Origin of the sequence: Amycolatopsis sp. NPDC051903 (assembly GCF_044452505.1) — a bacterium.
Taxonomy (GTDB): domain Bacteria; phylum Actinomycetota; class Actinomycetes; order Mycobacteriales; family Pseudonocardiaceae; genus Amycolatopsis.
Map to the genome: position 1 here is coordinate 137,442 of NZ_JBITBT010000008.1, position 12,196 is coordinate 149,637.

Below are 12,196 nucleotides of genomic sequence, written 5' to 3' on the forward strand. Positions count from 1 at the left end.
GCCGTAAGTAAAGGCGGCCAGCGGGTTCCCTGTCAAGCACCGGGACTTCCGATCAGGCGCCGCACCGGCTACGATGGAATTACTGAACGTCCGGTTGGTAATTCGGTGTACAACACGGCGAGAGGGTCGGGCCCCATGGTTTTGCTCCGCAGCTACGTCTCCGGCGGCTGGCACACGGCGACGGACGAGGGAGTGCCGCTGCACGACGCGGCGACCGGCAAGGAGGTCGCCCGCCTGTCGTCGGCCGGTGTCGACTTCGCCGGCGCGCTCGACTACGGCCGCCGCGTCGGCGGCCCGGCTCTGCGGAAGCTCACGTTCCACCAGCGCGCGGCGCTGCTGAAGGCGCTCGCCTCCTACCTGCGTGAGCACCGCGAGGAGCTGTATGCGCTGTCGGCGCGCACCGGCGCCACCCTGGGCGACTCGAAGTTCGACGTCGACGGCGGCATCGGCTTGCTGTTCAGCTACGCGTCGAAGGGCAAGCGCGAGCTGCCCAACGACACCGTGTACGTCGACGGCGCCGTCGAGCCGCTGAGCAAGGGCGGCACGTTCGTCGCGCAGCACATCGCCACGCCGCTGCACGGCGTCGCGATCCAGATCAACGCGTTCAACTTCCCGGTGTGGGGGCCGCTGGAGAAGTTCGCGCCCGCGTTCCTCGCCGGGGTGCCGAGCCTGGTCAAGCCCGCGAGCCAGACCGCCTACCTGACTGCGAAGCTCGTCGAGCTCGTCATCGAATCCGGGATCCTGCCGGAGGGTTCGCTGCAGTTCATCGCCGGCGGCGTCGGCGACCTGCTCGACCACGTGACCGCGCAGGACCTCGTGTCCTTCACCGGTTCCGCGTCCACCGCGCAGAAGCTGCGCGCGCACCCGGCGGTCGTCCGCAACTCCGTGCGGTTCAACGCCGAGGCCGACTCGCTGAACTGCTCGATCCTCGCGCCCGACGCGCGCCCGAGCACACCGGAGTTCGACCTGTTCGTGAAGCAGCTCGTCACCGAGATGACGGTGAAGGCGGGGCAGAAGTGCACCGCGATCCGCCGCGCGTTCGTGCCGGCGGAGATGCTCGACGACGTCGCCGCGGCGGCGAGCGAGCGGCTCGCCAAGGTCGTGGTCGGCAACCCGGCCGCCGAGGGTGTCCGCATGGGTGCGCTGGCCAGCCTGGAGCAGCGTGAGGAGGTCCGCCGCTCGCTGAAGGCGCTGCTCGACGCCGGCAGCGTGGTGTTCGGCGACCCGGAGCACGTCGACGTCGTCGGGGCCGACGAGTCCACCGGCGCGTTCCTCTCGCCCGTGCTGCTGAAGGCCGACCCGGAGCGCTCGGAGCCGCACGAGGTCGAGGCGTTCGGCCCGGTGTCGACGCTGCTGCCCTACACCTCGATCGAGCAGGTCATCGAGTTCGCCGCGCGCGGCGGTGGCTCGCTCGCCGGTTCGATCGTGACGGGTGACCCCGAGTTCGCGCGGACCGTCGTGCTCGGCGTCGCGCCGTACCACGGCCGGCTGCTCGTGCTGGACGCCGACGACGCGAAGGAGTCGACGGGCCACGGCTCGCCGATGCCGCAGCTCGTGCACGGCGGGCCCGGTCGCGCCGGCGGTGGTGAGGAGATGGGCGGCATCCGTGGCGTGCTGCACCACCTGCAGCGCACGGCCGTGCAGGGTTCGCCCACGGTGCTCTCCGCGGTCACCGGCCGCTGGGTCGAAGGCGCGCCGCGCGTCGAGGGCGAGCACCCGTTCCGCAAGTCGCTGGCCGAGCTGCGCGTCGGCGACTCCGTGGTGGCCGGCCCGCGCACCGTGACGCGCGCCGACATCGACCACTTCGCCGAGTTCACCGGCGACACGTTCTACGCCCACACCGACGAGGCCGCCGCGGCCGCCAACCCGCTGTTCGGCGGGATCGTCGCCCACGGCTACCTGGTCGTGTCGTTCGCCGCGGGCCTGTTCGTCTCGCCGGAGCCGGGCCCGGTGCTCGCCAACTACGGCCTCGAGAACCTGCGGTTCCTCACGCCGGTCAAGGAAGGCGACGCACTCACCGTCACGCTCACCGCGAAGCAGCTCACCCCGCGCGTCGACCAGGAGTACGGCGAGGTCCGCTGGGACGCCGACGTCACCAACCAGAACGGCGAATCCGTGGCGAAGTACGACGTGCTCACCCTCGTCTCGAAGGAGCAGCCGTGACCGCGACAGTCACCGAAGAGGACCTGCTGGGCCACTTCGAGCACACCATCGAACGCGACCAGCGCATCGAACCGCGCGACTGGGTGCCCGAGGGCTACCGCAAGACGATGGTCCGCCAGATCGCGCAGCACGCGCACTCGGAGATCATCGGCATGCAGCCGGAGGGCAACTGGATCACGCGCGCACCTTCGTTGCGGCGCAAGGCGATCCTGCTCGCGAAGGTGCAGGACGAGGCGGGCCACGGGCTGTACCTGTACTCGGCGGCGGCCACGCTCGGCGCCGACCGCGCGGACCTCACCGACAAGCTGATCTCGGGACGGCAGAAGTACTCGTCGATCTTCAACTACCCGACGCTGACCTTCGCCGACGTGGGCGTGATCGGCTGGCTCGTCGACGGCGCGGCGATCTGCAACCAGGTGCCGCTGTGCCGCAGCTCGTACGGGCCGTACGCGCGGGCGATGATCCGCATCTGCAAGGAAGAGTCGTTCCACCAGCGGCAGGGCTTCGAGCTGCTGATGACGATGATGCGCGGCACGCAGCAGCAGCGGGAGATGGTGCAGGAAGCCGTGAACCGCTGGTGGTGGCCGTCGCTGATGATGTTCGGCCCGCCCGACGCCGAATCGCCGAACACGGCGCAGTCGATGGCGTGGAAGATCAAGCGGCACACCAACGACGAGCTGCGGCAGCGCTTTGTCGACATGTCGGTGCCGCAGGCGGAGGCGCTGGGCGTCACGTTCCCGGACCCCGACCTGCGCTGGAACGCCGAGCGCGAGCACTACGACTTCGGCGCCGTCGACTGGGCCGAGTTCAAGAACGTGCTGCAGGGCAACGGTCCGTGCAACAAGCAGCGCGTCGAGCACCGGCGCCAGGCCCATGACGACGGTGCGTGGGTTCGTGAGGCCGCTGTTGCGCATGCTTCGAAGAAGGAGGCTTCGCGATGAAGCACGACTGGCCGCTCTACGAGGTGTTCGTGCGGGGCAAGCGCGGGCTGAACCACGTGCACGTGGGCTCGCTGCACGCGGCGGACGACCAGATGGCGCTGCACCACGCCCGTGACCTGTACACGCGGCGCAACGAGGGCGTGTCGATCTGGGTCGTTCGCGCTGACAACATCACCGCGTCGTCGCCGGACGAGAAGGACCCGTTCTTCGCGCCGAGCGGCGACAAGGTCTACCGGCACCCGACGTTCTACGACATCCCCGACAACGTCCCGCACATGTGAGGCCTTGATGTCCTTCGACAACGTCTACGAGGCCATCACCGAGGACAACGACGCCCGGTGGGCCTTCGGTACGGGCTTCGCCGACCCGCTGTCCGGTGTGGACACTTCGGTGCCCTCTTCGCTGGACGCTTCGACTTTGGCGGCATACTGCCTGATGCTGGGCGACGACGCGCTGGTGTTCTCGCACCGCCTTCAGGAGTGGGTCACGAACGCGCCGGAGCTCGAAGACGAGGTGGCGATCGCCAACATCGGCCTCGACCTGCTGGGCCAGGCCCGGCTGCTGCTGGCGCGCGCCGGCAAGGCCGACGGAACCGGCCGCTCGGAGGACACGCTCGCGTTCCTGCGCGCGGAGAACGAGTTCCGCAACGTGCGGCTCGCCGAGCTCGGCGGCGGCCACTTCGGGCACCTGATGGCCCGGCTGCTGGTGTTTTCGACCTGGCGGCTGGCGTTGCTACAGCAGCTGGAGTCCAGTGTGGATCCGGTGCTCGCGGCAATCGCGGCCAAGGGTGTGAAGGAGCTGGCCTACCATCGCGACTACGCGGCGCAGTGGGTCGTCCGCCTCGGTGACGGCACTTCGTTGTCGCACGAGCGGATGCAGGAGGGCCTCGACGTGGTGTGGCCGTACGTCGACGAGCTGTTCAAGACGCACTCGCTGGAGCTGGTGGACGCGGCGACGCTGCGGCCGGAGTTCGACGTCGTCCTCGACCAGGTGCTGGCCGCGGCGACACTGGAGCGGCCGACCGCAGGGGCCGTGGCCGGCGTGTCCGGGCGCACCGGACGCGACGGCGTCCACACGGAGCAGATGGGCTTCCTGCTGGCGCAGCTGCAGAGCGTGGCGCGGGCGATGCCGGACGCGACATGGTGACCGCCGTGTCGGCCCGCGCGGAAGCCGTGGCCGCGACCGTGACCGATCCCGAGCTGCCGATGCTCACGCTCGCCGACCTCGGCGTGCTGCGTTCGGTGTCCGAAGAGGACGGTCGCGTGACGGTGGCCATCACGCCCACCTACACCGGCTGCCCGGCCATGGACACCATGCGCGACGACCTGGAGCACGCGCTGCTCGGCGCCGGCTACGCGGACGTCGAGATCCGCACGGTGCTCGAACCGGCGTGGTCGTCGGACTGGATCTCGGCCGACGGGCGGCGCAAGCTCGCCGCGGCCGGGATCGCGCCGCCGGGCGCGGCGCCGCGGCGCGCGAGCGGACCGGTGCCGCTCACGTTGGCACCGCCCGTGTCGCGCATCGCGTGCCCGCACTGCGGTTCGCTCGACACCGAGGAGCAGTCGCGGTTCAGCGCCACCGCGTGCCGGGCGCTGCGGCGCTGCCGCGCGTGCCTCGAACCGTTCGAACACGTCAAGGAGATCTGAGTTGACCAGCACGATTTCCCGGCGCACCGGCTTCCACTCCCTGCGGGTGGCCGACGTCGAGCGGCTGTGCGACGACGCGGTCGCCGTGACGTTCGACGTGCCCGAAGCGCTGGCTGAGACGTTCGCGTTCGCCCCGGGCCAGTCGCTGACGCTGCGCCGCACCGTCGACGGGCGCGACGAGCGGCGGTCGTACTCGATCTGCGCGCCCGCCGGGCGGCGCCCGCGCGTCGGTGTGCGCCTGGTGCCGGACGGCGTGTTCTCGACGTGGCTGGTGAACGAGGTGCGTCCCGGCGACGTCGTCGACGTCGCGGCACCGACGGGGACCTTCACACCGGATCTGGCCGCGGGCGGTCACCACGTGCTCATCGCGGCCGGCTCGGGGATCACGCCGGTGCTGTCGATCGTCGCGTCGCTCCTGGAAACGCCCGACGCCACCGTCACCGTGCTCTACGGCAACCGGCGCACGGACACCGTGATGTTCGCCGACGAGCTGGCCGACCTCAAGGACCGGTACCCGGCCCGGCTGGAGCTCATCCACGTGCTCTCGCGCGAACCCCGCGAGGCCGAGCTGTTCACCGGCCGGCTCGACGCGGACAAGCTGCGCGCGCTGTTCGGTTCGCTCGTGCCGGTCGAGTCCGTGGACCACTTCTGGCTGTGCGGACCCTTCGGGCTGGTCACGGGCGCGCAGGAAGTGCTGGCCGCGCTGGGTGTGCCGGAGTCCCGGGTGCACCAGGAGCTGTTCTACGTGGACGACGTGCCGCCGGAGCCGGTGAAGCACGTGGACCCGGCCATCGCCGGCGCGGCCTCGGAGGTCACGCTGATCCTCGACGGGCGCTCGACCACGATGAGCCTGCCTCGGCAGTCGTCCATCCTGGACGGTGCGCAGAAGTTCCGGCCGGACCTGCCGTTCGCCTGCAAGGGTGGCGTGTGCGGCACGTGCCGCGCCCGCGTGACCGACGGCGCGGTGGACATGCGGCGCAACTTCGCGCTGGAGAAGTCCGAAGTGGACGCCGGGTTCGTGCTGACGTGCCAGTCGCACCCGGTGAGCGAACGCGTGACGGTGGACTACGACGAGTGACTCAGCGCCGCCGGCGGCGACGCCGGCCGGTGGCGAGGTCGTCCGGGGTGTCCGGTTCGGCGGCGGCCCGGGTCGTTTCGGGCAGGCCCATCATCTCGGCCGCGCGTTCCTGCGAGGCGGCGAACATCCCCGACGGCCGGTCCTTGGCGCGCCGCAAGGCTGACGGGCGCAGCCGGTTGTAGCCGCGCACGGCGACGGGCCGGCGGGTGCGCAGCTCGAACTCCGGCGCGTCGGCCAGCTCGGCCGCGAGCGCGCGGTCGACGAGCACGGTGCCGGGCCGGGCGACGGACGTCAGCCGGGCGGCGAGGTTGACGACCGAGCCGTAGACGTCGCCGAAACGCGACAGCACCTGCCCGTAGGCCAGACCTCCGCGCACGGCGGGCAGGGTGTCCGATTCCGTCGCGCGTTCCGCCAGCGTCAGCGCGATCTCGGCGCCGGACGCGGGGGAGTCGGTCACGTAGAAGACCTCGTCGCCGATCATCTTCACGATGCGGCCGCGGTGGTCGGCGATGATGCCGGCCGCGAGCGATTCGAACGCGTCGAGCACTGCGCTGAGCTCGTCCTCGTCGACCTGGCGGGTCATTTTGGTGTAGCCCACCATGTCGGCGAAGCCGACGACCTGCGGGCGCGCTTCGAGGTCGTCGTCGGCCGCGAAGGCGCGCCCCGCGTAGGCCGCGAGGTGGCGGCGCCACACGAAGCTCTGCACCTGCTCCAGTTCGGGCAGGAGGCGTTCGACCAGCCGCGTGACCTGGCGGTCGTTGCCGGCCAGGTCCGGGTGGTCGGTGATCAGCGACCACAGCAGGTGCACCTGCCACTCGGCCAGCCGCGACAGGTGCTGGCCGAGCGCGCGCGTGACCGCGACTTCGAGGTTGCCCGCCACGAGCCCCGACTGCACGAGGTTGTCGGCCGTGCGCATGGCTTCGACGTCGGCGTCGGTGAAGACCACCTCGTCGTCTGCTGCGGTCGCGAACCCGAGGGCGCGCCACAGGCGGCGCGAGCGTTCCTCGGGCACGCCGGCTCGCCGGGCGACTTCGAGGCGCGTGTACTTGCTCGGGCCGCCGAGGAGGAGTTCCTCGAGGCGCTGCTGCAGGCCGGGGGACTCGGGCACGGCTCAGGTGGTGTGCACGATGAGCACGTCCACACCCGACTTGCGCGCGACCTCCGCCGGCACCGAGCCCAGGATGCGCCCGGCCAGCGTGTTGAGCCCGCGGTTGCCGACCACGAGCAGGTCGGCGCCGCGGTCGTGCACGACCTTCCGCAGCGTATCCACGGGCTCGCCCTTCACGGCGACCGTCTCGATGTCCGCCGCGCCCGCCTTCGCCGCGCGGTCGCGGGCGCTCTGGAGCGTGTCTTCGGCCGGGGCCGAGCCGACGACCTGGTACGCCTCGTCACCCAGTTCGTCCTGGGCTTTCTCGATGTCGTGCTTGCCGGCGGGGTAATACGCGCACACCACCACCAGCTTCGCGCCGGCGTCCGCGGCCACCCCGGCCGCCCGATCCACCGCGGCGAACGACGAGTCCGACCCGTCCGTCCCCACCACCACGGTCCGATAGACAGCCATCCAGAACCTCCCGGCGATCCCGAAACGGGGCGGCGTCGCCCCTCTTGTCGGTTGTTCCGGGGGAAGGTTACTCGCCAGTCGGTTGTCCCGCCGGGCACGGTGGGCGCCGAGCCGAATTTGCTGGCCGGCGCGGTGTGTTTCGGGCCGGCCACACTCGTGCCGTCCTGCCGTTCCGCCTTGCGAAAACGACGGCCGGGCGGGTGAGTTTTGTGGCGGGTCCGGCCAGCTCGGACTCCCGCGGCGTGTCGGTCTGGCCGCGTCGGCGGAAGTCCCGCCAGTGCCGTGCGGAGATTGGCCCGACTGTTCGCCACAGTGGCGGACCCAGTCACGCGACGTGGAGGAATCCCGTGGCGCGTTCGGCCTGGTCACGTCGCCGAAACCCCGCCGGTGCCATGCGGGAATGGCGGCCCCACTTGTTCGCCGCGGGTGGAAGCACTGGTTGAGGTGCTTCCACCGCCGGGCCGCGAGCCCGGCGTCCCTGGGGATTCCCCGTACATCCGCGCCGGTCGGCGGTTACGGGAAGCCGCTGGCCGGTCCGGTCGGAGGGTCAGTCGTTGCGTTTGCCCGGGCCCGGGGAGGGCTGGGCCTGGACCTTTGCCTTCGGCACGTCGGCCGTGTTGAGGCGGACGGTCTTCTCGACGTCGCCCTGCATCGAGACCGAGCCCGGCTCGGCGGGCTTGGCCTGAGGGCTCGCCGGCTTCTTCGGTGCGGTCTTCGCGGGTGCCGGCTCGGCCTTGATGTCGGCCGGGATGTGCGTGTCCGTTTCGCCCAGGACGTGGTGGGCTTCGGCGAGCACGGTGCGGGCCTGGCGGACCTGGTCGGCCAGGCTGGTGCGGACGTTGCGCAGCGCTTCGACGCGCTCGTTGGCCTGGGTGATGCGCCGGTTGGACTCGTCGGTGGCCGTGCGGACGCGGCGGCGCGCCTCGTCGGCGGCTTCGGCGAGGCGGGCGTTGGCCTCGGTGATCGAGTCCTGCTTCCGCTTGTTCGCGTCGGCCACGGATTCGCGCTGGCGGCGGTCGATCTCGGCGCGGGCCGCTGTTTCTTCTTCCAGCACCTTCGCGCGGATGGCGGCGGCGTCTTCGGCCGCTTCGCGCACGCGGCGTTCGGCCTCGGCCTTCGACGCGGCCTCCTGCTCGGCCAGCACGCGCATGGCCTCGGTGCGGCGCGCGGCCATCGCGATCTCGAAGTCCTCTTCGACCTGCGTGCGGCGGGCCTCGGATTCGGCGTCGAGCTTCTGGCGCTCGGCTTCGGCCTTGTCGGTGATCGACTTGGCCTCGGCGCGGGCGTCCTCCAGCACCTTGCGGTGCTCGGCCTCCATCTCCTTGCGCCGCAGGTCGAGCTCCGTGAGCAGCTGCTCGTAACGGGCGCGCATGGCGCTGGCGTCGGTCTCCGCCTTGGCGCGGATGTGGCCGGCCTCGGCCTCGGCGCGCGCCCGGGTGTCGGCGGCCTCGTCCTGCGCCAGGCGCAGCATGCGCTGCAGGCGCTCGGACAGGCCTTCGACGCTCGTCGGCGGCTGGGCCAGGCGGTCGACCTGGCCCCGCAGGTCGGCGATCTCACCGCGCGCGATTTCCAGCTGGCGGGCCAGATCGCCCGCCTGTGCGATGGCGGCGTCGCGGTCGCCGGTGAGCATCTTCAGGTCGGCGTCCAGCCGTTCCAGATGTTCGTCGACCTGCGCTCGGCTGTACCCGCGCTTCGCCACGTCGAAGCCGGCTCCCAGCGGCACAAGCTCCCGTTCCTCGCCAAGGCTCATGTCCCTACCGTAGTCGCAACGCGGTCACGGACGGGTGAGCACCCAGGCTGTCCGCACGAGCCTGCGCCGAGCGGCGGAACACAGTAGCCCGATGGCTCGGACCTCCGACGAAACCAGCCTCAACGGAACTGTGATGAACCATTCTTGACCGGCTGGCCAACCAAGGCGCATGATCGAGGCAGGGAAACATCCTGAACAGCGAGTTCTCCGCGGAGGTGAGCACGAATGAGTGAAGTCTCGACGCGCGCCTGGACGAGGCCCCATGACTGGGCCGAAGTCGTCATCGGTGTTGTCGCCGCTCTTTCACCCCTTTGGCTGAGCACGGACACGATGACGATGTGGACGATGGTGGTCCTCGGTGCGCTGATCGCCATCGACGGCCTGGTTTCGCTCGCGGCGCCGGGTGCCGTCTACGGCGAAGGCATCCAGGTCGTCCTCGGGGTGTTGCTGTTCATCGCCCCCTGGGTGATGGGGTACACCGGGTTCAACGGGGCGTCCTGGACGTCCTGGGTCGCCGGTGCGCTCACGATCATCGCCGGCGCAGCCGCGATGCCGATGGCCAACGCCGCCCACCGGACGGCGGGGCAGCACTGAAGGAGCTGACATGACGGAGGACTCGGCGAGGGAGCGGATCCTGTGCGCGGCGGAAGCGCTCTTCGCCGAGTCCGGCTTCGACGCCACCCCGACGTCCCGCATCGCGGAGCGCGCCGGGGTACCGAAGGGTCTCGTCCACTACTACTTCCGCCGCAAGTCCGATCTACTGGCCGCGCTGGTCGACCGCCTGCCCGACGAGCATATCGAGCCGTCGACGGTGGTCGTGCCCGGTGACCTCGCGGGGTCGCTGCGCCGGCTCGTCTCGGAACTCGACCGGCGGTTCACGGGTTCGCTCGGCCTTTCGCACCTGCTCTGGCGAGAGGCCGACACCCACCACGTCGTGCGCGACGCCCTCGGCGACCGCTTCCAGCAGCTCGTGCGGCTCGTGCACTCGGTGATCGTCGCCTCGACGGGCGGGCGGCTCGCCGTCGCGGACATCGACAGCGCGTCCGGCCTGCTGGCCCGCGCCGTCAGCCACCGCCACGCCACGGCCCGCCACTCGGGCGACGACCGGCCCGCCGAATTCGACGGCGAGCTGACGTTCCTCGCGAACGCGCTCTCCGCGAAGACGCGCACCGACTGAGCGTCAGCGCGCGGCGGGCTCCACCAGTTCGACGAGCACGCCCCCGGCGTCCTTGGGGTGCACGAAGTTCACGCGGCTGTCGGACGTGCCGCGCTTGGCCTCGTCGTACAGCAGCCGCAGGCCCTGCTCGCGCAGCGCGGCCGCGGCGGCGTCCACATCGGACACGCGGAACGCGAGCTGCTGCAGGCCCGGCCCGCTGCGGCCGAGGAACTTCGCGATGGTCGAGTCGTCGCGCAGCGGCGCGAGGAGCTGGATCATCGTCTCGGTGCCCGCGGTGCCGGGCGCGCGCAGCATGGCCTCGCGGACACCCTGTTCCTCGTTCACCTCCTGGTGCGCGACTTCCAGGCCGAAGTGCTCCGAGTGGAACGCGATGGCCTCGTCGAGGTCGGGCACGGCGATGCCGACGTGGTCGATGGCCGTCACGAACGGCTTGAGCACGGCCCGCGCGTCAGTGTTCATGGAGGCAGGATAGGGGCCGGGTGAACACCCCGGAGGTGACGTGCGTCCCCTCACACTGGCTCAATCAAGACAGCCCGGGCGCGGGTAGAGTCGACAAATCGTAGGTGTTCGGAATTCTTGGGAGGACGACGTGTCCGGTTCCGTGATCCTGGGCGCTGCCCGTACCCCCATCGGGCGGCTCCTCGGTTCGTTGAAGGACTTTTCGGGAGCGCAGCTCGGCGGGGTGGCGATCAAGGCCGCGCTGGAGCGGGCCGGGGTGTCGCCGTCCGAGGTCGAGTACACGATCATGGGGCAGGTCCTCACCGCAGGTGCGGGCCAGATCCCGGCTCGGCAGGCCGCCGTGGCCGCGGGCATCCCGATGGACGTGCCGGCGCTGACCATCAACAAGGTGTGCCTGTCGGGCCTCGACGCGATCGCGCTGGCCGACCAGCTGATCCGCGCCGGTGAGTTCGACCTCGTCGTGGCGGGTGGCCAGGAGTCGATGACGCAGGCGCCGCACCTGCTGCCGAAGTCCCGCGGGGGCTTCAAGTACGGCGACGTGACGATGCTGGACCACATGGCTTACGACGGGTTGTTCTGCGCATTCGACCAGGTCGCGATGGGCGCGTCGACGGAGAAGCACAACACCCGGTACGGCATCACCCGCGAGCAGCAGGACGAGTTCTCCGCGCGTTCGCACCAGCGCGCGGCCGCGGCCATCGAGGCCGGATTCTTCCGCGAGGAGATCGCGCCCGTCACGATCCCGCAGCGCAAGGGCGACCCGATCGTCTTTTCCACCGATGAGGGCGTCCGCGCCGACACGACGGTCGACGGCCTGGGCAAGCTGCGCCCCGCCTTCGCCTCCGACGGCACCATCACGGCCGGCTCGTCCTCGCAGATCTCCGACGGCGCCGCCGCGGTGATCGTGGCGAGCCCGGAGAAGGCCGCGCAGCTGGGCATCACGCCGCTGGCCGAGATCGGTGCGCACGGTGTGGTCGCCGGCCCGGACGCCTCGCTGCACGAGCAGCCGTCGAACGCCATCCGCAAGGCACTGGCCAAGGCGAAGCTGGACGTGAGCGACCTGGACCTGGTGGAGATCAACGAGGCGTTCGCCGCGGTCGGCGTGGTGTCGTCCGAGAAGCTGGGCCTGGACCCGTCGAAGGTCAACGTCAACGGCGGCGCCATCGCCCTGGGCCACCCGATCGGTGCCTCGGGCGCCCGGCTCGCCGTGCACCTGGTGCACGAACTTCGCCGCCGCGGCGGCGGCCTCGGCGCCGCGGCCCTCTGCGGCGGCGGCGGTCAGGGTGACGCACTGCTGCTGCGGGTTCCTTCCGCCTGATCCTGCTGGTTTTTGTCGAGCCGGGTGGCCTGGTGGCCGCCCGGCTCGTTTTTGTGTTCCGGCGCTGCGGCATTCGGGCGATTCTCTGCGAAGACCACCCTCT

13 protein-coding genes are annotated in these 12,196 nt (G+C 70.9%); 9 read left to right on the plus strand and 4 right to left on the minus strand.

Annotated elements, in window-relative coordinates; genetic code table 11:
* Positions 1-135: 135 nt before the first annotated feature.
* Genes paaZ through paaE form a run of 6 tightly spaced genes read left to right on the plus strand, consistent with a single transcriptional unit; the run spans position 136 to position 5,828 of the window.
* A complete protein-coding gene (gene paaZ, locus ACIA77_RS20340) occupies positions 136-2,163 on the plus strand; it encodes a phenylacetic acid degradation bifunctional protein PaaZ (RefSeq protein ID WP_395887454.1) in 2,028 nt (675 codons plus the stop codon).
* A complete protein-coding gene (paaA, locus tag ACIA77_RS20345) occupies positions 2,160-3,104 on the plus strand; it encodes a 1,2-phenylacetyl-CoA epoxidase subunit PaaA (protein WP_395887455.1) in 945 nt (314 codons plus the stop codon). Before paaZ ends, paaA begins: the two co-directional genes overlap by 4 nt.
* Complete coding sequence (gene paaB / locus ACIA77_RS20350) at positions 3,101-3,385, plus strand: 1,2-phenylacetyl-CoA epoxidase subunit PaaB (RefSeq protein ID WP_395887456.1); 285 nt, start codon at positions 3,101-3,103, stop codon at positions 3,383-3,385. Before paaA ends, paaB begins: the two co-directional genes overlap by 4 nt.
* Positions 3,386-3,392: 7 nt before the next feature.
* Positions 3,393-4,250, plus strand: coding sequence for a 1,2-phenylacetyl-CoA epoxidase subunit PaaC (paaC, locus tag ACIA77_RS20355; RefSeq protein ID WP_395887457.1), 858 nt, complete (start codon positions 3,393-3,395; stop codon positions 4,248-4,250).
* Positions 4,244-4,750, plus strand: coding sequence for a 1,2-phenylacetyl-CoA epoxidase subunit PaaD (gene paaD, locus ACIA77_RS20360; RefSeq protein ID WP_395887458.1), 507 nt, complete (start codon positions 4,244-4,246; stop codon positions 4,748-4,750). The genes paaC and paaD overlap by 7 nt, the downstream gene beginning before the upstream one ends.
* A 1-nt stretch (position 4,751) precedes the next feature.
* Positions 4,752-5,828 (plus strand): 1,2-phenylacetyl-CoA epoxidase subunit PaaE, encoded by a 1,077-nt coding sequence (gene paaE / locus ACIA77_RS20365; protein ID WP_395887459.1) that lies wholly within the window; start codon positions 4,752-4,754, stop codon positions 5,826-5,828.
* A 1-nt stretch (position 5,829) separates the two neighbouring features.
* On the opposite strand, the gene ACIA77_RS20370 is transcribed toward paaE, so the two are convergent.
* The 3 genes from ACIA77_RS20370 to ACIA77_RS20380 all read right to left on the minus strand — a co-directional run bounded on the left by ACIA77_RS20370 (position 5,830) and on the right by ACIA77_RS20380 (position 9,112).
* Positions 5,830-6,936, minus strand: coding sequence for an adenylate/guanylate cyclase domain-containing protein (locus ACIA77_RS20370; RefSeq protein WP_395887460.1), 1,107 nt, complete (start codon positions 6,934-6,936; stop codon positions 5,830-5,832).
* A gap of 3 nt (positions 6,937-6,939) precedes the next feature.
* Entirely contained in the window at positions 6,940-7,389 is a 450-nt protein-coding gene (locus ACIA77_RS20375) for a universal stress protein (protein ID WP_395887461.1), read from the minus strand.
* Between the two features lie 547 nt (positions 7,390-7,936).
* Positions 7,937-9,112 (minus strand): chromosome segregation protein, encoded by a 1,176-nt coding sequence (locus ACIA77_RS20380; protein WP_395887593.1) that lies wholly within the window; start codon positions 9,110-9,112, stop codon positions 7,937-7,939.
* Between the two features lie 252 nt (positions 9,113-9,364).
* On the opposite strand from ACIA77_RS20380, the gene ACIA77_RS20385 reads away from it, so the two are divergent.
* Both ACIA77_RS20385 and ACIA77_RS20390 read left to right on the plus strand, forming a co-directional pair.
* Positions 9,365-9,733, plus strand: a complete 369-nt coding sequence (locus tag ACIA77_RS20385) for an SPW repeat protein (RefSeq protein WP_395887462.1) — start codon at positions 9,365-9,367, stop codon at positions 9,731-9,733.
* A 10-nt stretch (positions 9,734-9,743) separates the two neighbouring features.
* The gene (locus ACIA77_RS20390) at positions 9,744-10,316 is read left to right on the plus strand and encodes a TetR/AcrR family transcriptional regulator (protein ID WP_395887463.1); all 573 of its coding nucleotides are present in this window, start codon (positions 9,744-9,746) and stop codon (positions 10,314-10,316) included.
* A 3-nt stretch (positions 10,317-10,319) separates the two neighbouring features.
* On the opposite strand, the gene mce is transcribed toward ACIA77_RS20390, so the two are convergent.
* Positions 10,320-10,775 (minus strand): methylmalonyl-CoA epimerase, encoded by a 456-nt coding sequence (gene mce / locus ACIA77_RS20395; protein ID WP_395887464.1) that lies wholly within the window; start codon positions 10,773-10,775, stop codon positions 10,320-10,322.
* A 130-nt stretch (positions 10,776-10,905) separates the two neighbouring features.
* Here mce and ACIA77_RS20400 point away from each other — a divergent pair, with 130 nt between their 5' ends.
* Positions 10,906-12,093 (plus strand): acetyl-CoA C-acetyltransferase, encoded by a 1,188-nt coding sequence (locus ACIA77_RS20400; protein WP_395887465.1) that lies wholly within the window; start codon positions 10,906-10,908, stop codon positions 12,091-12,093.
* The last annotated feature ends 103 nt before the right edge of the window (positions 12,094-12,196 follow it).

Excerpts from the sequence above, each read along its gene's own strand:
- ACIA77_RS20385 (WP_395887462.1), top strand. The coding sequence starts at position 9,365 with ATGAGTGAAGTCTCGACGCGCGCCTGGACGAGGCCCCATGACTGGGCC.
- paaD (WP_395887458.1), top strand. The coding sequence starts at position 4,244 with ATGGTGACCGCCGTGTCGGCCCGCGCGGAAGCCGTGGCCGCGACCGTG.
- mce (WP_395887464.1), bottom strand. The coding sequence starts at position 10,775 with ATGAACACTGACGCGCGGGCCGTGCTCAAGCCGTTCGTGACGGCCATC.
- ACIA77_RS20375 (WP_395887461.1), bottom strand. The coding sequence starts at position 7,389 with ATGGCTGTCTATCGGACCGTGGTGGTGGGGACGGACGGGTCGGACTCG.
- ACIA77_RS20390 (WP_395887463.1), top strand. The coding sequence starts at position 9,744 with ATGACGGAGGACTCGGCGAGGGAGCGGATCCTGTGCGCGGCGGAAGCG.
- paaZ (WP_395887454.1), top strand. The coding sequence starts at position 136 with ATGGTTTTGCTCCGCAGCTACGTCTCCGGCGGCTGGCACACGGCGACG.
- paaB (WP_395887456.1), top strand. The coding sequence starts at position 3,101 with ATGAAGCACGACTGGCCGCTCTACGAGGTGTTCGTGCGGGGCAAGCGC.
- paaC (WP_395887457.1), top strand. The coding sequence starts at position 3,393 with ATGTCCTTCGACAACGTCTACGAGGCCATCACCGAGGACAACGACGCC.